Below are 19,708 nucleotides of genomic sequence, written 5' to 3'. Positions count from 1 at the left end.
CGGCGAATCTGCTTCTGCGGCAAGGAGTTCAACATCCCGCGGCGGTGAGTTGGTAGTCGGCTTCGAGCAGCATCCACCCGCTCAGCTGGATCGACAGATCGCGGCTCTGGTTGGCGGGCGGCGGGGTGAACGCATTCGAGAGCTGGGGGAAGATTCCGCCGTGCGCCGGAACCGTGACGGCGCGGGTCCAGTCGGCGCCGAACAGCGGCAGACCGTCCACCTCGGCGCGATGCTCCCAGGCCGCCCGCGCCGACGTGTGCACGATGTGCGCGGCGGTGGTGTCGCCGAGCGACAAGGCGGCAACGGTGAGATACCTGGCGAGGATGCCCATGAACAGCCCGCTGTCGTCCCCGGCGGCGCCGGTGATCACGCCGTTCTTGGTGAGCTTGGCCTCGACTGCGGCGACGAGCGTGGCGGCGCGCCGTCGATGCTCGGATTCCCCTGTGCGCAGGGCAAGTTCGGTTTCGAGTCCGATGGCGACGCCCTGCGAGTAGGTGGTGAGAGCCCGGTTCACGCGGCCGCCTGGCTCGTGGACGCCGTCCAGGATCAGTCCGGTGTCGGTGTCGCGCAATCGGGTGTGCAGGAATTCGGCGAGGTGACCGGCGCAGGTCAGCTCGCCCAATCGGGCCAACGCGATGCCGGTCGGACCGATCGAGGGAGTGTTGTAGTAGTCGTCGCCGATCCGCCACGGCACCGCGCCGACATCCGGGTTCCATCCGCCCATGAGGGCGGTGCGCAGATCTCCGACAGCGTCGCCGAACCGGACACCGAGCAGTCGGTCGGCGCGTTCGAGCGCCAGCGCCAACCAGGCCATGTCGTCGTAGTACCGGTTGGTCCAGCCGGTGATATTGCGGGTGCGGATGCCGCGCGCGAGGGCGGCGACCCGATCGATGCGCGCTGCGGTGCGGTCACGGTGCGCGGCGTCCACCGCACAGTCGAGCAGGTGGGCTTGCCACCAGTAATTCCATTGCAGGAAGGACTGTTCCGCCAAGGGGCGTGGCCAATCGGACACACCGAGCCGCACCCCGGGTAGACCCCAGAGACTGCGCACGTGCCGCGTCACAATGGCCTGTTCCGCCAAGTCCACCCGTTGCCCGCAGGTATCGGGCCCGGCGGACACCTGCCGGGTGATCGGTGCTGCCTGTATCGGCCGCGCCAGCACGGTGACGGCGATCCCGGTACCGGCGGCATACAAGAGGGTGCGCCGGCTCAGCCCCCTGTCCCGGCGTTCCATTCGCTCGGACTCCCCTTGCTGAACAACGATCAATAAAGCTGGAAACCGTGCAGTACAAGTTTATCTCGCTAAAATCACGGCGGCACGATGCAAAGCGCTCGCGGTGAGCTATGACACGGGACCGAGTTACTGGTTCGCGCTGATTTCTTCACGAATTCACGGACCGTTTCTGATCTACGTAAAGCAGCGTTCAACTCTTTTGCGGATGAATTGCCGCGTCACCCTGGAAATGCCGCCGCCTATGCGCGGCGCTGCACGTTATGACGCGCTGACGGCAGCAAGCTTCGCGGAGTTGAGCACCGCGTACAGCGCCGCGACGCGCTCTGCGCTGTCGACCTCGAATGCCGCGACCAGGAACGGCACACCGTCACCGGTGACCAGCGCGCCGGGGCCACCGTTCACCGAGGTGATGTCGACGCGCAATGCCGCGGGCCAGAACGGCGCCGCGAGGCGGAACCACTCGGCGATGGCGACCGCGCCGTACATCGGCGCCCGTGGTGTCTCGCGCCGGCCGTCGGCATCGGCGCGGAACTCGGCATCGGGCGCAAGGAGTTTCACCAGCACCTCGATATCGCCGTGCATGGCGGCGGTCATGAACCCCGCGACGAGTTCGCGGTGATCGCCGTTGTCTGGCTCATGGCGCGGTCGGCGGGCTTTGACGCGCTGGCGGGCGCGATACGCCAATTGCCGCACCCCGCGCTCGCTGCGACCGAGCAACTCGGCGATCTCGGCGTGCGTGAAATCGAATGCCTCGTGCAGCACGAATACCGCTCGCTCATCTGGCGCGAGTGTCTCGAGCAACAGCAGCAGCCCCACCGAGGCGGACTCGCGCAACGCGACCGCCTCCGCATGATCGCCGACGAGCGGTTCCGGCAGCCACGGGCCGACATAGTCTTCCCGCCGCGCCCGCGCCCGGCGCAAGTGGTCGATGGACTCGTTGGCGACCAGCCGAAACACATAGGCACGCGGGTTGTCGACGGTGCTGCGATCGACGCGATGCCAGCGCAGCCACGCCTCCTGCACCACGTCCTCGGCATCGCTTCGGGTGCCGAGCATGCGGTAGGCGACGCCGAACAACGCGGCACGGTCTAACTCGAACGGATCCTCTGCCATCCAACCCGAACGTACCAGCGCGTGACGCGGGGCCGCCCGAATCCGTCTGTCCTATATGAGCAACCGAATGATCGTCGAAAAACTGCTGCACCTCATGTTCGACAACCACGACCTGGCCGCCGCTTCGGCCCTCCTGCACGACGAGTTCGTCTCGCATAACCCTGCTGTCCCGCACGATCCCGCAGTAAAGACCGGCCGCGAAGCCTTCCTCGACTTCCTCGCTTCGCCGCAGGGCCAGGCAATGATGCACGCCGAATCCAGCACCCGCCGCGTCCTCGCCGACGGCGATCTCGCCGCAGTGCACAGCAGCCTCACCCGCCCCGACGGATCGACGATGGCGATTGTCGACATCCTCCGCATCCTCGACGGCCGCGTCGTCGAGCACTGGGATGTGGTCCAGCCGGTCCCGGAAACCGCGGCCAACCCGCACGGCATGTTCTGAGCAACCGCGGTGGACAAGATCAGGCCACCCGATGATCGGCGCATGACGTGTCGTTGATCGATGACTAATAGTATTGCGCGCGAAAGTGTTCGGACATCGTATGAAGGATGGCATGACTACGCCCGACACCAACCAGGCCCCGACCCGCGGCTCGTACCACGCGATCACCGAGGTCGGCAATCCCGTCCTGCACCGGCGCTGTCGCGATGTCACCGAATTCGGGACCGACGCGTTGGCTCGGCTCGTCGACGACATGTTCCACACCATGTACGTCGCTCGTGGAGTCGGCTTGGCCGCCAACCAAATCGGCGTCGATCTGCAGGTCTTCGTCTACGACTGCCCGGATGACTACGACACCGCCGAGGACGAGAGCCGACGCAACGTCGGCCACATCTGCAACCCGGTCATCGAGAACGTCACCACCGAGCCGCAGATCGTCGGCAGGGAAGGGTGCCTGTCGGTACCGGGCCCGGTGGCGCAGCTCGCCCGCGCCGCCCACACCATCGTGCGGGGCAAGGACATGCACGGAAACGACGTCACGATCGAGGGCACCGGACTGTTCGCCCGATGCTTGCAGCACGAGACCGACCATCTGGCAGGCACGCTCTACATCGATCACCTCACCGAGGCGGAGCGCGCCGACGTCCTGGCCGAAATGGCGAAGAATCGTGACGGTGTGCTGGCAGACCGCGAGGAGCGGGCACAGGCGTCTTAAGCGGAGTTACCGGTCCTCGTTAAGGTGCCCTCCCTACTGTCGCGGCGTAGTTTGCTCGACGTGGGGAGGGTTCGGTGCCACAGGACGACGAGGGCGAGGTCGAGGAACACTGGCATCCGCTGACGCGCATCGGGTTTCGTTTCGGCGTGTGCTATTTCGGGGCGATCGGCCTGGCCGGCGTGCTCGGGCTGATCCCGATTCTGTTGGCGGGCTTGGGGATCGAAGCGGGCTCGGTGCTGCACGTGGTCACTCTCGCGCGCCCGCCGATCGAATGGACCGCTACGCATGTGCTCGGCCTTCGGGTGACCAGCACGCAGGTAGGCAGCGACAGCGCGTTCCAGTGGACCGGGCTGTTCCTCCTGGCGGTGCTCTCCGCGGTGGTCACGGCGGCGTGGTCGGTGCTGGATCGCCGACGGGTCCGCTACACCCGGCTGTTCGCCTGGACTCAGCTGTCGCTGCGGTTCGTGCTGGTGCTGGCGATGTTCTATTTCGGGATGGCCAAGGCGATTCCGACCCAGATGCCGTTCGTGCTGAACCGGTTGGTCGAGCCCTACGGCAATTTCAGCCCAGAAGGCGTGCTGTGGTCGCAGATCAGTGTGTCGCAGCCGTATGAAATCGCCCTCGGCGCAGCGGAATTGCTGGCGGGCCTGCTGTTGCTCGTGCCGCGGGCCACTGCTGCGGGTGCGCTGCTGTGCGCGGTGGACATGACGCAGGTGTTCCTGCTGAACATGACCTATGACGTCCGCCTGAAAACAGTCTCGTCGCAGTTTCTGCTGCTGAGCCTGTTCCTGCTCGCACCGTATGGGCACCGGTTGCTGGCGGCCCTGTTCGCTGGTCGTCCCACGCCTGCGGTCCGGCCCGTGCCGCTGTTCGGTTCCGCGCGGGCCAACCGGATAGCGCTCGTGGCCCAGGTGGTGGCCGGCCTGCTCTTGCTCGGCGTGATCGGTGCGCAGAACTGGCGGCAGTGGTCGAAGGAGACCCCCGAGCTGTACGGCATCTACCGAGTGGACGGCTTCTCCTCCGAGGGCTATGCCCGCGACCCGCTGCTGACCGACGAATTACGGTGGCGCCGAGTCATTATCGATCGCCCCTTCCACGTCTCCGACCCGATGATGGTCACCATCCAGCACATGGACGCCTCCTTCGAGGTGTACGGCGGCACCATCGACCCGAAACGCCATCACATCGACCTGCGCCACCGCATCGCCCTCGGCACCTTCGAAGAAACCCCGATCCGGGTACGGCTCACCTACTGGTGGCCCGACCCCGGCCGGATGGTCATCGACGCCGACGACTATGCCGGGCACCGCATCCACGCCTGGTTCACCGAACTCGAGCCGCAGTCCTTCCCGCTGCTCGAACGCGGCTTCAGCTGGGTCCAGGAGACGCCCTACAACCGTTGAGTGTTGCCGCATGAGCTACTCTTCGGCAATCGCGATCGGCGAGCTTCATCCTGCCCAGCGCAGCGTTTGTCCGCACAAGCGAGAGGAGCACGATGCTCGAGCAGGCGCGTCTGGAAGTAGTGCACGAACCGCTGGCCGAACGCTTGCCGGGGGCGCAGTACTTCGAGGCGAACTACCGCGTTCGCGCGGGCGACATCGATCAAGAGATGCGTTTGCGGTTGGACGGCGTCGCTCGCTACCTCCAGGATGTCGCCAACGACAATCTCGAGGCCACGGACTTCGTGAACACCGACCCCTTCTGGGTGGTCAGGCGCACCGTCATCGATGTGCTCGAGCCGATCTCCTGGCCCGCCACGGTTATCTTGCAGCGATGGTGCTCCGCGCTGTCGACGCGGTGGGCGAGCATGCGCGTGCGACTGACCGCGACCCATGAAACGAACCGCCTCAATCCGGCGCAGCGCCCCGACGGCCTCGTGGAAACCGAGGCCTTCTGGATCAATGTGAACGAGAACGGCATGCCGACGCGAATCAGCGACGGCGGGTTCGCGTGGCTGAGTTCGATGAACGACAACCATCGGTTGCGGATGCCGACGAGTCCGCGAGCAGTGCCTGACCGCGATCCCGGTATGCCCGCTGACCGCATCCATATCCTCCGCACCGCGGACTTCGACCCGTTCAAGCATCTGAACAATGCGGCCTACTGGGTAGTCGTCGAGGACGAATTGGTCGAGCACCCAGATATTCTCGGTGCCCCGCATCGCGCCGTCATCGATTACCTGCGCCCGATCGCGCCAGGAGCCGAGGTGATCGTTCGACGGCGCCGCGACGGCGAACAGCTGCTGATCTGGATGATCGTCGATGACCGAATCGTCACTACCATGACAGTGGACAAGCTCAGTCCTGAATACCGCCGTAGCACCCGAAGCGAGTAACCGAGCCGACCTGCGCGAAATGTTCTGAGCGAGAAGGCAGCCCTTGGGTGGCCACGATTCGACCGCGCGAAACGCGCACTAGGCCATGCTCGTTCGGCCCATGTCGTCAAGCCGAGAAATGTTCTGGGTTTCGTCGACCCAGCAGATGATGTATAGGGATTCGAGGAATGTTAACGGTTTCCAAAGCTCGATCGCTGGACGGGTCTGCGGTAGGGGTTGTCCGATAGGATGAACGGCGTGGGTGCGATCTTGCTGGTGACGTCGTATATCGACGCCAGCACATGCGAGGCCGGGCAGGGGGTCACCGCCGGTCTGGTGCGCACCCGGAGCGATAGCGCGCTCAACAATCACTTCGACAGCCACCTGTGCCAGTCCGCGCAGGGTTGGGCCGACCCCATCTTTCCGAGTACTCCGTCGTAGAAGGACCGACCGATGGCAGACGACAGCGAATTCGACGGCCTCACCAAGGCCGCGAAGGGACGCCACATCCGGCTGAAGCCGCAAGCCGCGCAGGACTGCGCCAAGCTGTGCAGTGACATGATCACCGAGCTGAACAGTGCGATCGGCAACGCCAACAAGCTCGCCAACACCCAGGGTTTCGGCAGCAACATCACGAACGCGTCCGCGCTCGCCAAGCGCTACAACGACCGCGCGACCACCGGCGACTCCTCGCTTGAGCACGCGCTGACCAAGCACCGCGACGTCGTCAACGACATGATGGAGACCTTCATCGCTTCCGGCCGTGCGTACCTGGAGAACGAACACGCCTCTGCCGCAGAGCTTTCCAAATACGACACGGCGATCAAGGATCTCCGGCCGAAGTCGTAGGATTCCGCCGTCCTTGCGCCATGGAGGTGACAAATGGGTGACTCAGCACCGAACAATCCGAGGTCGTACAACCTGAACGAGTTCAAGCCGAAGACCGGAGGCACCGACAAAACTACGGTGCTCGGTGACAAGTCGGTCGGGACCGAGACCGGCCAAATCGCCTGGGAGACTTACGGTAAGGACCTGGACACCCTTGTCGCATTCCGCGATTCGATCAATTCCGGGTCGGTACGCGGCATGGCGAACAATTGGCGCGGGCACGGCAACAATCTGAACGCGCTCGTCGGCAAATTCTCGAACGCAGTGAAAGCGACGATCGTCGATTCTTGGGATTCGGAAGGCGGTCGCATCGCGTCGGCGGCGGTGCAGCGCTACGCCGATCAGCTGGCGGCGCTCCCCACCGTCATCAACGCGGTCGCGAACAGTCTGGATTACTCGGCGGATTTCCTCGACACCACGCGAAACAATATCCCGGACGGCAAGGGCAACCTGGCCAACGGCAAGTCGATCGTGACGAGCTCCGGCCAGTACGACAACGACAAGACCCGTGCGCATCTGCGACAACTGCTCACGCAGCGGGCCAACGACGTCATGAACCAGGTCTTCGTTCCCGGCGGCAAGTCCGTGGACGCGGCCATGCCGGTATTCCCGCTGCCGCAGCCGGTGACGACGGGGCTGCCGGACCCGACCCAGCTCGGCAACCCCGGTCCTCCTGGTCCTCCCGGACCTCCCGGGCCCCCCGGGCCGGGTGTGAAACTCGGGCAGCCAGGACCCGGGTTGAACACGGCCGCGCTCAAACAGCAGCAGCAACAACTCGACGATGCACGCAAGCGGGCGGAGCAGGACGCCAGGGACCGGTCGGCGGAGATCGCCAAGCAGAACCTGGAAGCCCAGCAGCGGGCGGCGGATCAGAAGGCGCAGGCAGCTCAGCAGGCCGCACAACAGGGGATCCAGCAGGCGGCGCAGCAGGGCCTCCAGGGTTTGCAGCAAGCGGCAGAGAAGGGTCTGCAGACAGCAAGCGCGGCAGGTTTGCCCGGCTCGCTGGCCGGTCTGAACCCTGAGCTGAGCAAGGAATTGAGCAAAGAGCTGAACAAGAAGGCAGGCGGCCCTGGCCCCGGCCCCGGCAAGCTCGGCGGGCCCGGTGGGCCGAACAGCGCGCTCGGCACGGAGGCTTCGAAGCTGTTTCCGCGGGCGTCGGTCGCCGGAACGGCTGCGTCGGCGATCGGCCGGGCAGGCCTGGCCGCCACTCCGGGTATGCCAGGTTCACCAGGCGCCGCAGGCTCACCCGGTGGTGCCCACGGTCAGAACAAGGAGCACAAGCGGGCGGACTATCTCGACTCCACCGAGCACATCGAGGAGGCGCTCGGTGACGCACCGGTGACTTCGAAGCCCGTCGTCGAAGGATGACCGCGCACCGTGGGCGGCTGACCTCGCTCGAGCTGGTGGTGCTGTGGGAGCTGATGTCGAACGACAAACTGCCGTTCCCGCTGACGCATTGGCCGACGCACCAGTACGAGGAGGACTACTACCGCGCGAAAAGGGAGACGGCAGAACAGCTGCTGCGGCGGCTGCCGCCCGACGCACAGCAGCTGTGGGAGGCTGCGGTGAACCCGGACATCGTCATCTGGGCGGCGGGCGAGCCGCCGGACGACGAGACGGACTCGTCGGCGATGACCCGTGTCGTCGGCCTGCGGCGCGAAGGCTACGCGGTGGTCTTGGTCCAGGAACCCGGCGAGAGTATCGACCGCGGTGGCGATATCGACGTCTACGAGACCGACGTCGCCGGGCTGGCCAAGGCGGTGATCGGCCAGCTGCCGAAGGTCGGGCGCGGTAAGCAGGGCGAAATTCCGATCCTGTCGGAACAGGCGGACGCAACCGCTGCGCAGTCGGACGACATGGACTACAGCTACGGCTCCTCGCAGGTGCTCGAGGCGAACGACCCGCCGCAGACGCGCTCCGATCGCTGGCGCAACGCGCAGGCGACCCAGATCGGCGAACTGAAGGTCGAGCCGGGCAGCGGGGCGCACTGGATCCAGGACCGCCGTGGCTATCTCGTTCGCTGGCGCGATCTCGTCGACGACGGCCGCTACCTGATCGAACCCAAGCCGAACCCGATCGCCATTCCGGTGGACGACAAGGCATTCGAGCAGTTCGTCAATCAGCGAGTCGTCGAATTGGTCCAGCGGATCCGGGAGAACCGGCCTGCGGAACGCGACTTCCGAGTCCTCTGATCATGGGTACGCAGAGGTAGTGTGATGCTCGACGAGATGGCGCGTGACACGCTCGAGTTCCTGCTCGAGACGAAGTTCTACGAGCAGCGCCTGCCCGGTCTCGGCGCGGTAGTCGAAGTGGGCGATCAGCGCTGGGAGCTTGCGCTCGGCGTCTCCGACCTGGCCACCGGCGAACCGTTTCGCCTCGGCGACCACTACCGCGTCGGATGTGTCACGAAGTCGTTCACCGCGACGGCCGTGCTGCAGCAGATCGACTGTGGCCGTCTCGGTTTCGATGACACGCTCGAATCGTTCGTCCCCGGCATCCCGAACGGTGCGCGCATCACGATCAGGCACCTGCTGAACATGACGTCCGGTGTCGCCAACTTTGTCGGTGTGCCGGACTGGCTGCCGACGCGCGACGAACTGTCCTTCGACACCCCGGACGCGGACTGGCCGCAGGAGCGCAAAGTCGACCTGATGCGAAGCAGGCCTGCGGCTTTCGAGCCGGGGGCCAAGGCTGACTACTGCGACAGCAATTACATTCTGCTCGGCCTCGTGCTCGAGCAGGTGACCGGCAAGCCCGTCGCCGACGTGATCAACGGTGCTGTCGTCGCGTCGGTGCCCGGCTTGGCCAGCACCGAATTCCCTTCGGTCGCAAAGCTTCCCGACCCTCATCCGACGTCCTACGCGCTCATGCCCGACGGTCGAACATTGCGCAGGCTCGGCGACATGAACCCCAATGCCCTGTGGGCGACCGGCGCGATGACCTCGACGGTCGACGACCTCATGATCTGGGTGCGTGAGCTCGCCGACGGCACGCTGCTGTCCGCGGACTTGCAGCGTGCGCGCTTGATGTCGACGCACCTGGACCGCAGGCGGGCGTTCCATCGGTACGGGCTCGGCGTGCAGCGCCTCGGCGCGCTGGTCGGCCACAACGGCATCATGCCCGGTGCGTCCTGCGCGGTGTATCGCTATCCCGCAGAGGATGCGTCGGTCGCGGTCGTGACCAACGTGTCGGCGAACGTCGACGCCATCAGCATGGAGATCGCGCTCGAGCTCGTGCGGGCGCTCTACCCCAGGTTCGTCGATGGCTGAGCAGGCCGGCGCGTCAACCGATCCGATCGCGATCGTCGGCATCGGGTGCCGGTATCCGGGCGGTATCGCCTCGTCGGCGGATCTCTGGCGGTTCGCCGCCGAAGGGCGCAGCGCCACTTCGGCATTTCCGACCGATCGGGGTTGGGATCGGGCCAGGCTGCAGACCTCGGTCAATTCCGGGCGCGGGAACTTCCTCGATGCGGCGGACGCGTTCGACGCGGCGTTCTTCGGCATCAGCCCGCGCGAGGCGGTGGCGATGGACCCGCAGCAGCGGATGCTGCTCGAGACCTCGTGGGAAGCCTTGGAGCGCAGCGGCATCGATCCGTTGTCGCTCGCCGGGACGGAAACCGGCGTCTATTTCGGCGTCGTCGCACAGGATTACGGCGGTCGGGTCGCCTCCGAGCGCATGGGCCTGGCCGGGCACCTCGCCACCGGCATCTCGGCCGCTGTCGCATCCGGGCGCATCGCGTACTCGCTCGGGCTGGCGGGTCCGGCGATCACCGTGGACACCGCATGTTCCTCCTCGCTCGTCGCGATGCACCTTGCGGCGCAGGCATTGCGGACCGGTGACTGCACGCTCGCGCTGGCCGGCGGCGCGACGGTGCTGAGCTCGCCGAGTGCCATCATCGGGCTGGCCGAGCTCGGCGCGCTCGCCGAAGACGGCCGGAGCAAGCCGTTCTCGGCCGCCGCCGACGGGTTCGGGATCGGTGAAGGCGTCGGCGTGCTTCTCCTGGAACGACTTTCCGACGCTCGTCGGCACGGTCATCCGGTGCTCGCCCTGCTTCGCGGCTCGGCGACCGGTCAAGACGGCGCGTCGAACGGGCTGACGGTACCGAGCGGCCCCGCGCAGGAACGGGTCATCCGCAAGGCGCTCGCCGACGCCGGGCTCACGCCTGCCGACGTCGACGTCGTGGAGGCGCACGGCACCGGAACGACGGTCGGCGATCCGATCGAGGCAGCCGCCCTGATCGCGACCTACGGCGAAAAGCGCTCGGACGCAATGCCGCTGCTGGTCGGGTCGGTGAAATCGAACATCGGTCACGCGCAGGCCGCCGCCGGCGTCGCCGGGGTGATCAAGATGGTCGAGGCCATCCGGCGCGGGACGGTCCCGCCGACACTGTATGCCGATCGATTGACCACCGCGGTCGACTGGTCCACCAGCCCCGTGCGGGTGGTGGCCGAGCCGACCGCATGGCCTGCGGAGTCGCAGGTTCGTCGCGCGGGTGTCTCGGCGTTCGGCATCAGCGGCACCAACGCTCACGTGATCCTGGAACAGGCGCCCGCCGAGTCAACGGCCGCCACAGCGAGGCCGCCTGTCGTCGTTCCACTCGCGCTGTCGGCGAAGACGGGACAGGCATTGTCGGAGTACGCCTCCCGGCTGCTTGCGGTGCTCGATCACGAACCGGTGGACGTCGCGTGGTCGTTGGCGACCGGACGAGCGAGCTTCGCCTGCCGAGCCGTCGTCGTCGGCACGGACCGCGACGAACTGCGTGCGGGTCTGACCGCGGTTGCCGAGGGGCGAGCTGCCGAGAACGTCGTCGCGACCGGTGTCCCGCCCGGCGACACCGTGTTCGTGTTCCCCGGCCAAGGGTCGCAGTGGGTGCGGATGGCGGCCGAATTGCTCGACACTGCACCGGCATTCGCCGCGCACATCGACCAATGCGCTGCGGTGTTCGCCGACCTGGTCGACTGGTCGCTGCTCGATGTGCTGCGGGACGAGCCGGATGCGCCAAGACTCGAACGAGTCGATGTGGTGCAGCCGGTGCTGTTCGCCGTCATGACCTCGCTGGCCCGGCTGTGGCAGTCGATCGGTGTCGAACCGGCCGCGGTGGTTGGTCATTCGCAGGGCGAGATCGCCGCCGCCTACGTCGCAGGGGCACTGTCGCTTGCCGACGCCGCACGCGTCGTCGTCGTTCGTAGCCGTGCACTCGTCGCGATCGCAGGCGACGGCGGCATGGTCTCGGTGCCGCAACCGGTCGACGAGGTCGGCGTGCTTGTCGAAAAGTGGCCCGGTCGACTGGGTGTCGCTGCGATCAACGGCCCGCGTTCGATCGTGGTGTCCGGCGAAGCGGACGCCGTCGCGGAACTTCTCGCGCACAGCGACGCCAATGATCTTCGTGCCAAACGGATTCCGGTGAACTACGCCGCGCATTCGGCACAGGTCGATTTGATCGGCGCCGAGTTGCAGTCGGCACTGGCCGATATCGAAACCGCCAAGCCGAGCGTCCCGCTCTTCTCGACGGTCACCGGCGGTCTGCTCGAACCGACCTCGATGGACGCCGGGTACTGGTTCCAAAACCTCCGGCAGCCGGTGCGATTCGAGTCGGCGATACGAGCCGCCTATGAGCACGGGTACCGTGGCTTCGTCGAGGTGAGCCCGCATCCGGTGCTGACCGTCGGCATCGAGGAAACGCTCGACACCGACGACGTCACGGTTGTCGAAACGGTGCGGCGCGACCAGGGCAACCTGCGACGCTTCCTGCTTTCCGCGGCGCGCGTGACCGCCTCGTGGCGGACCTATCTCCAAGCGCGGCAACCACAGCGGGTCGACCTGCCGGTTTACCCGTTCCAGCACAACCGGTTCTGGCTCGCGCCCGACGAAGGCGGCGCGGGCGCTGTGCACCCGTTCATCGACGCGATAGTCGAACATCCCGAATCGGGTGAAGTGACGTTCGCCGGTGCGGTGTCCGTCGACCGCCAGCCCTGGCTCGCCGACCACGCCGTCGCCGGAACGGTGCTGTTGCCGGGTGCCGCGACGGCCGAGCTTGTCCAGTCGGCAGGCACGCGGGTCGGGTGCCCCGTGCTGTCCGAGCTCGTGCTGCATGCGCCGCTCACTGTTCCCGAATCCGGTGCGGTGCAGCTGCAAACAGTCGTCGGCACGCCCGAGACTTCGGGCAGGCGATCGGTCCGGTGCTACATGCGAACCGACGAATCGGCGCAGTGGACGCTGCATGCCTCTGGCGCGGTATCCACCCGCGCCACCAGTACGCCGCCGGTCGTCGCGGCATGGCCGCCGGAAGACGCAACGCCGGTTGACGTTTCCGACTTCTACGAACGATCCGCGGCCAGGGGCTACGAATACGGCCCGGTGTTCCGCGGGCTGCGCGCCGTTTGGGTGAAGGGGACTTCGGCTGCGGACAGGGAGCTGTTCGCGGAGGTCGTTGCCCCACTCCCTGCCAGCGCAGCGGGATTCGGGATACACCCTGCGCTGCTCGACGCGGCGTTGCACGTGCTGATCGAGCAGTTCGCCAGTCGTGACGCCGCGACAGTGAGCATGCCGTTCGCCTGGGAGGGCGTCGAGCTGTATTCCTCAGGTGCGACAGCGCTGCGTGTGCACGCAACGATAACGGCCGACGACCGCGCCGCGTTGACACTGTCCGACACCGCCGGGTCCGTCGTCGCCACGATCGAGTCGCTGGTGACGCGGCCGATCGACCGACGGCAGTTGGCGGGCGATTCAGTGTTCGGCATCGATTGGATGCCTGTCGCGATTCCGGAGCACCGGGAGGGCCGAAGCGGCCAGGCGCCCAACGTATTACGTTGCCAGGCAACGCCGATCACCGACGGTGATCTCCCACAGGCAGTGCGCGCGCGACTGGCCGAGATCCTCGATCAGATCCAGCGGTGGCGGCAACGAGACGACGACAGCACGCTCGTGGTCGTCACTCGTCGTGCCGTCGCGGTGCACAGCGGCGAGGACGTGGAAGATCTCGTGCACGCACCGGTGTGGGGGCTGCTGCGGAGTGCGCAGAACGAGCACCCTGGGCGAATCACGCTCGTAGATATCGACGACTGGGTAAACCGTCGCGTTGCGATAGCGGCGGCACTGGCCTGCGACGAACCGCAGCTCGCGTTCCGGCGCGGAATCGCCTACGCGCCAAGGCTTGTTCGTGCCCGCACCGACTTGGTCGGCAATCCCGAGCTGGTCGAGGCCGGATCTTGGCAGTTGCGGACCGCAGGTACCGGAACGCTGCAGTCGACCAATCTGCGTCTGGAGGCGCTGCCGGAGCCGGAACGAGCGTTGCGGGACGGCGAAATCCGGATCGCGGTCCGTGCGGCGGGGCTGAACTTCCGCGACGTCATGATCGCGCTCGTCGTAGACACCGAAGCCAGCGCCGATTTCGGGGTCGACTTCGGCGGGTACAACGACGTCCACGCCGAAATCGGTGCTGACGGTGCGGGTGTCGTTGTCGAGGTGGCCGCCGACGTCACGACGGTGGCGCCGGGGGACCGGGTGATGGGTCTGCTCGGTCCGATCGCGTCGACGGTGATCGTCGATCACCGGTTGGTGGTGCCGATTCCGGCCAGCTTGTCCTTCGCGGAAGCGGCCACGACGCCTGCGGTGTTCCTGACCGCCTACATCGCCCTGCATGACCTGACGCAGCTGGCACCGGGTGAGCGGTTGCTGGTGCACGCGGCGACCGGCGGCGTCGGCTTGGCGGCGATTGCGCTGGCTCGGCATTGGGGTGCAGAACTGTTCGTCACGGCGAGCCCCGGCAAGCAACACCTACTGCGAGCGCTCGGATTCGCCGACGACCATATCGCCAACTCCCGCACCGTCGAGTTCGAGCAGGCATTTCTCGCGACCACCGACGGCGCCGGCGTCGACGTCGTACTCGACTCGCTCGCAGGCGATTTCGTCGATGCGTCACTGCGCCTGCTGCGCCGCGGCGGCCGGTTCGTCGAGCTGGGCAAGACCGATGTTCGCGACCCGGCCACGGTCGCAGCGGCACATCCCGGCGTGGCGTATCAGACGTTCACCGTGCTCGACGTCGGCCCCGACCAGATCCAGCAGCGGCTGGCCGACATTGCGGCGATGTTCGAATCCGGTGTGCTCCGGCCGTTGCCGGTCGGGTGCTGGGACATTCGTCGTGCGCCGGAAGCCCTGCGCTACCTCGGTCAGGCGCGACATGTCGGCAAGTTGGCGCTCACGATCCCCGAGCAACAGCGGTCGGCGGGCACCGTCCTGATCACCGGCGGCACCGGCGTCCTCGGCGCGACGCTCGCGCAGCATCTCGTGCGTCGCCACGGTGTCCGAAACCTCGTGCTGCTCAGTCGTCGTGGCATGGACGCACCGGGTGCGACCGAGCTGCACGGCGAACTCAGCGCACTCGGGGCGGCCGTACAGGTGGTGGCATGCGATGCCGCGCACCGTGATTCGCTCGGGGCGGTGATCGCGCGGATCGACCCGCCGCTGGTCGGCGTGATCCACGCGGCAGGCGTGCTCGACGACGCAGTGATCGACTCGATGACCCCGGAGCACCTCGAGACGGTACTCCGGCCGAAAGTCGACGCCGCCTGGCACCTGCACGAGTTGACGGCCGAATCCGACCTGTCGATGTTCGTCCTCTTCTCCTCGATCGCAGGCATATCCGGTGCCGTCGGTCAGGCAAACTATGCCGCGGCCAACACGTTCGTCGATGCACTGGCCGCGCACCGCAACCAACTCGGCCTGCCCGCCGTCTCGCTCGGCTGGGGCTTCTGGTCAGCTGCCACCGGCATGACCGGCCATCTCCGCGAACAGGATCGGGCTCGCCTGGAGCGAACCGGATCCATCGCCATGTCCTCCGCCGAGGCCCTCGACCTCTTCGACGAGGCGATCAGCCTCGGCCGCCCGTTCGTCCTGCCCGCCCGACTCGACATCGCCGCCATGCAGTCAGGGGAGGTTCTCCCCGCACTGGTCCGCGGCCTGGTGCGAGCAGCGCCGAAGCCACGCAGCACGCCTGGCATGCCAGCGGCCGACCGTCTAGCTGGACTCGACCCTGCACAACGACACGACCAGGTCCTTGCCCTTGTCCAGTCCACCGCCGCCGCAGTGCTCGGCTACGACGGCCCATCCGCAATCGGACCCGACCGATCCTTCAAAGAACTCGGCTTCGACTCCCTCAGCTCGGTCGAGTTCCGCAATCGCCTACGGTCCGCACTAGGCATCCCCGTCCCAACCACCGTCGTCTTCGAATACCCCACCGCCGCAACATTGACCACCCACCTCTGCGAAGCCCTGGACTGATCAGGTGGGGCACCTGCTCGGTCACTAGGCAAGCCTGCGACGACGCCCGCGGGACAAGGAATCGGCGGCGACAGCTATTCGCCCCCGGTCGAGAGTGGAACCCAACGCCCTCGTCTTGTGCGCAAATCCAGGCCGCCTCGTCGGACTTGCTGTCCGGCACGTAGATGATCTGCTGTTGGCGGCGCGGCACCTGTGGTGGCGGCGACTGCTCGAGCCTCCGCTTCGGCCTCGAACCTGAATGCTTCCCGCACTACGACCACTGCGGATTCGACCCCGATCCGCTCAGCGGGTCCAGTGGTATGCACTTCATTGGTTAATAGCCAAGGAAATGCATACTCTCGGGAGGTGGTGCTCGTGGCTGACCGTCGTAGCACCTTGTTGCCCAGTGAGCTCTGGCGGACGCCGCTTCGAACCGTGCGGCCGCAGGACTTGGCTGGCATCTACGCCCAACCGTGGCCCGAGGTCGCGCGGCTGGTCGATCGAGGTGTGCTGCACCGCGTTGCCAACGGCTACACATCATCGTCCCGCCGGACTACGTCGGCCGTACCTGGCTGCCTGGGCTCGAAGCCGCCGCCGCAGGTATCGCGTCGTCGATCTACGGGCCGGATCAGGCGATTGTCATGGGCATCAGCGGACGCCGTCTCGCTCTCCATCCACGTTCCCTTCGCCTGTGTGGCAGTCCAGGCGGCCGAAGAGCGAGCGCTGGGCAGCGAAGTCGTGCAGGTGGCTGATAGATGATGATTCATATACCGATCTTTAGGCGTCTTCCTTGAAGGTGATCGATATATGAATCTTTTCGGGATATGCGTGTTATGATCAATATATGGATCATGCTAGGGCTGTGACTTCAGTCGAGTTCGGCCACGCAGTGCGCCGCGCTCGGGAGCGGCTTGGCCTGCACCAAGTAGATCTTGCCGAGCGGCTCGGCGTCACGAGGATGACTGTGTCGCGGTTGGAAAGAGGAGGCGCGGTCAGTATGGAAACCGCCATTCGTGCGCTGTCCGAGTGCGGCTACGAAACCGTTGTAGTACCCAAGTTCAGCCGGGTCACCGTCGAGGAGCGGTAGCTCGATGGCCCGCAAAAAGGTCCCCGGTTTGGATGTGTGGTTGTACGGACATCGCGTCGCCCACCTCACCGAGCCCAGCACCTACCGATACAAGCTCGAGTTCACCGACGAGGCGCTAGATGTTTTCGGTCAGGGAGTGAGGGTGCTGTCGCTTGCACTGCCTTTCGATACCAAGGCGGTCGCTGACGCAAAGGGGGTGGGTGGTCGGCCTGTGGCCGCGTTCCTGGAAGGACTCCTCCCCGAAGGGAATCTTCGCCGCCATCTCGCCGCGAGTCTCGGGGTTACCTCCATCGACAAACTGGAGCTGCTACGAGCAGTGGGCGCCGAATGCGCGGGTGCGGTGCAGTTCGTCCCCGAAGGCGAAGTGCCGTCCACGGGGGCGATCAGGGCGCTTGCCGATGACGAAGTGAACCGGCTCGTTGCTGATCTCCCCACTTACCACCTCCCCGAAGGGGCCGTTCCACAAGCGTCGCTTGCGGGAATTCAGGACAAGGTGCTGTTGGTTGCGCGACCGGACGGATCCTGGGGATGGCCCGAAGGCGGCGCGGTGTCATCACACATCATCAAACCTGAGCCGTTGGGTGGCGCGACCGTGCCGCATCTCATTCAGGCCGAACATTGGGCGTTGTCGGTAGCCGGCGCCGCGGGCCTTAGTGCTGCACAGACCACTGTGGAATCCTTCGACGGACGTAGCGCTCTCGTCGTCACCCGTTATGACCGGACTAGAGACGGGGATAGACTGCACCAGGAAGATTTCTGTCAATCGCTCGGTCTGGACCCCGACGCAAAGTATGAAAGTACAGCCGAGTCCGAACAGCTCGGATCCAGGCTGCGCCGCCTCGCGTCCGTGGCGGCTGACCGTGCGATGGATCCCCAGGCGTTCCGCGTCGACCTGCTGTCGGCGGTGACCTTCAACGTCATCATGGGCAATGGTGACGCGCATTCGAAGAACTATTCACTGCTACTCGGTCGTAGCGGCGAAGTGTCGCTGGCGCCGATGTATGACTGCGCACCGGTCATGTACCTGGATCCTAGATTCAAAGGCACAGGCCACATCATCAACGGTCGCACCAACATCGACTCTGTCGACGAAGCCGACCTTGTGGCCGAAGCCCGTTCGTGGGGGCTGGCGCCGCGAATCGCGCAAGGCACGGTCCGCTCCGTCATGGCCAACGTTTGGGACGCCGCGCACTCGATCCCCCTGCCGCCCGGCACAGAGTCGGTCTCGAGCAGGCTCGAAGCGCTCTGGGCTCGGCGTCAGTGGACCGTGCCATGACCCCGAAAGCGTCATCCAATCGTCTTGGACTGTGTAAAAAGTTGCGCACGATTGTCGGAACGTCCCTGATCTGTGGTCGCATAAGGGAGATGTGCGTCAGCCACGAATATCTTCGAACGCACCATTTGCCACTGGGCGCGCGCGGTCGTTGACCGAGATGCACAGCGGGTCAGAACATCCGATAAGTAGCCGATTACGCGATGCTTCGGGTCTGCCGTTGTCGGCGTTGCCGCTGTTGGTGAGGCGGACGACTTCGAATCCCGTACTTGCCGACCGGAGTTGGAAGATTTGACCGCCGATCGCGAGACCGATTGTCGCCGAGGGGGCGGTCCCTTCATGGCATTTTGTCGGCTACGGAGTTGTCCACCGTCGCACGGCGTCGTCCCAGGTTTTACCATGGGCTTCCGCATAATAATCCCGATAGTTGTATGTTCCCTGCTTTTCTCCCCAGGTGCATTTCTGCTGAGCCAATTCCTGCCCGATTTTTGTTCGGGCGGCGTCTCGAGCTGCTTCGTCCCTAATTCGAGCGTATTCATGGTAAGCGGCGATCATCTCCGGCGTGGCGAACTTTACACCGATGTCCGGGCCATTCCGGGCCGACATCCTCCTCTGAGATTCACACACTTCAATATTTGCGTCACCTTCGTCCTTGAATGATTCCATCGAATTATGACCGATATAGTCTACTCGCGCCTTTGTGTGCGCTTCGTTCAGCTGTGCAGTCAAGACATCCATGGATCCGTGCACTCGATGCGCTTCGAGGGCTGCCTCTTGGGCTTCCATCAGCTCACCGAGTTTGTCCTCGGGCTTCATAAGCTGGGGTTTGTAGCCATCTGGATGGGCGTGATTTGACCTCGTGAATCAGGTGGCTTAACGTCGCCAGCGTTTGTCCTCGACGACCACCGTCTATGTTTATGACACGGTCTTCCCGTTTGGTCCAGGTCCCACTTCCTCGCTCGCCATACCTGATTTCCCACGCATCATGACCGGTGGTGAGATCGAGTATTCTCTGCGCCAAGACAGGTTCGTACCTCCTGATGATCGTATCGATCTCAGGGCTCAGGTGCTCGACCAATGGTACGTTTCTGTCGGGAAATTCCTCGTTCAGGCTCGATGCGTTCAGCCCGCGTTCCTGAGTTGGCATTTCCGGTCTCGTAACGGATCTCTCGGCCGCTTCCTTGCTGAAATTGGCGACCAGTTTCGCGGCCCCTTCATCCTTAATTTCAACTGCATGAGCCGCGTTCCGAACCGGCTTACTACCTGTCCCTCGATGAGCGTCTGATGCAACCCGGCCAGCATCTCCTGTTGTTACTGACAGATAATCGCGAAACTTCTGCCAAGCTTTGCCGATCACCTACCGGTGGCCATCTATAATTCTGCA

Annotated in this window: 16 protein-coding genes; 12 read left to right on the top strand and 4 right to left on the bottom strand. The window is 65.4% G+C overall.

Annotated features, from left to right (window positions below):
• Positions 1–28: 28 nt before the first annotated feature.
• Together ACGFNJ_RS23800 and sigJ are read right to left on the bottom strand one after the other, a co-directional pair.
• Positions 29–1,234 carry a glycoside hydrolase family 76 protein gene (locus ACGFNJ_RS23800; RefSeq protein ID WP_393451991.1) on the bottom strand — a complete coding sequence of 402 codons (1,206 nt, stop codon included), beginning with the start codon at positions 1,232–1,234 and terminating at the stop codon, positions 29–31.
• Between the two features lie 258 nt (positions 1,235–1,492).
• Positions 1,493–2,347 carry an RNA polymerase sigma factor SigJ gene (sigJ, locus tag ACGFNJ_RS23795; protein ID WP_393451988.1) on the bottom strand — a complete coding sequence of 285 codons (855 nt, stop codon included), beginning with the start codon at positions 2,345–2,347 and terminating at the stop codon, positions 1,493–1,495.
• Positions 2,348–2,414: 67 nt separating this feature from the next.
• Here sigJ and ACGFNJ_RS23790 point away from each other — a divergent pair, with 67 nt between their 5' ends.
• From ACGFNJ_RS23790 to ACGFNJ_RS23735, 12 genes are all read left to right on the top strand, one after another.
• Positions 2,415–2,789 carry a nuclear transport factor 2 family protein gene (locus ACGFNJ_RS23790; RefSeq protein WP_393451985.1) on the top strand — a complete coding sequence of 125 codons (375 nt, stop codon included), beginning with the start codon at positions 2,415–2,417 and terminating at the stop codon, positions 2,787–2,789.
• A gap of 112 nt (positions 2,790–2,901) precedes the next feature.
• Entirely contained in the window at positions 2,902–3,504 is a 603-nt protein-coding gene (def, locus tag ACGFNJ_RS23785; RefSeq protein ID WP_393451982.1) for a peptide deformylase, read from the top strand.
• 74 nt (positions 3,505–3,578) lie between these two features.
• A complete protein-coding gene (locus tag ACGFNJ_RS23780; RefSeq protein ID WP_393451979.1) occupies positions 3,579–4,907 on the top strand; it encodes a DoxX family protein in 1,329 nt (442 codons plus the stop codon).
• A 92-nt stretch (positions 4,908–4,999) separates the two neighbouring features.
• Positions 5,000–5,839 carry an acyl-[acyl-carrier-protein] thioesterase gene (locus ACGFNJ_RS23775; RefSeq protein WP_393451976.1) on the top strand — a complete coding sequence of 280 codons (840 nt, stop codon included), beginning with the start codon at positions 5,000–5,002 and terminating at the stop codon, positions 5,837–5,839.
• 237 nt (positions 5,840–6,076) lie between these two features.
• Positions 6,077–6,259 (top strand): hypothetical protein, encoded by a 183-nt coding sequence (locus tag ACGFNJ_RS23770; protein WP_393451973.1) that lies wholly within the window; start codon positions 6,077–6,079, stop codon positions 6,257–6,259.
• 12 nt (positions 6,260–6,271) lie between these two features.
• Complete coding sequence (locus ACGFNJ_RS23765) at positions 6,272–6,667, top strand: hypothetical protein (protein ID WP_393451970.1); 396 nt, start codon at positions 6,272–6,274, stop codon at positions 6,665–6,667.
• 33 nt (positions 6,668–6,700) lie between these two features.
• A complete protein-coding gene (locus ACGFNJ_RS23760) occupies positions 6,701–8,074 on the top strand; it encodes a hypothetical protein (RefSeq protein ID WP_393451967.1) in 1,374 nt (457 codons plus the stop codon).
• On the top strand, positions 8,071–8,898 hold the full coding sequence (locus ACGFNJ_RS23755; protein WP_393451964.1) for an ESX secretion-associated protein EspG: 828 nt from the start codon (positions 8,071–8,073) through the stop codon (positions 8,896–8,898). Before ACGFNJ_RS23760 ends, ACGFNJ_RS23755 begins: the two co-directional genes overlap by 4 nt.
• Before the next feature lie 24 nt (positions 8,899–8,922).
• Positions 8,923–9,975, top strand: coding sequence for a serine hydrolase domain-containing protein (locus ACGFNJ_RS23750; protein ID WP_393451961.1), 1,053 nt, complete (start codon positions 8,923–8,925; stop codon positions 9,973–9,975).
• Positions 9,968–15,985, top strand: coding sequence for a type I polyketide synthase (locus tag ACGFNJ_RS23745; RefSeq protein ID WP_393451958.1), 6,018 nt, complete (start codon positions 9,968–9,970; stop codon positions 15,983–15,985). Before ACGFNJ_RS23750 ends, ACGFNJ_RS23745 begins: the two co-directional genes overlap by 8 nt.
• A gap of 823 nt (positions 15,986–16,808) precedes the next feature.
• Entirely contained in the window at positions 16,809–17,051 is a 243-nt protein-coding gene (locus ACGFNJ_RS23740; RefSeq protein ID WP_393451955.1) for a helix-turn-helix transcriptional regulator, read from the top strand.
• Positions 17,052–17,055: 4 nt separating this feature from the next.
• Positions 17,056–18,327 (top strand): HipA domain-containing protein, encoded by a 1,272-nt coding sequence (locus tag ACGFNJ_RS23735; protein ID WP_393451952.1) that lies wholly within the window; start codon positions 17,056–17,058, stop codon positions 18,325–18,327.
• A 351-nt stretch (positions 18,328–18,678) separates the two neighbouring features.
• On the opposite strand, the gene ACGFNJ_RS23730 is transcribed toward ACGFNJ_RS23735, so the two are convergent.
• Entirely contained in the window at positions 18,679–19,140 is a 462-nt protein-coding gene (locus ACGFNJ_RS23730) for a hypothetical protein (protein ID WP_393451949.1), read from the bottom strand.
• On the bottom strand, positions 19,115–19,681 hold the full coding sequence (locus ACGFNJ_RS23725) for a hypothetical protein (RefSeq protein ID WP_393451946.1): 567 nt from the start codon (positions 19,679–19,681) through the stop codon (positions 19,115–19,117). The genes ACGFNJ_RS23730 and ACGFNJ_RS23725 overlap by 26 nt, the downstream gene beginning before the upstream one ends.
• Positions 19,682–19,708: the final 27 nt, after the last annotated feature.

Origin of the sequence: Nocardia sp. NPDC049149, from assembly GCF_043197455.1 — a bacterium.
In the GTDB taxonomy this organism is placed as follows: domain Bacteria; phylum Actinomycetota; class Actinomycetes; order Mycobacteriales; family Mycobacteriaceae; genus Nocardia.
Note: the sequence above shows the minus strand (reverse complement) of the source record. Positions and strands in the feature narration are given on the sequence as shown.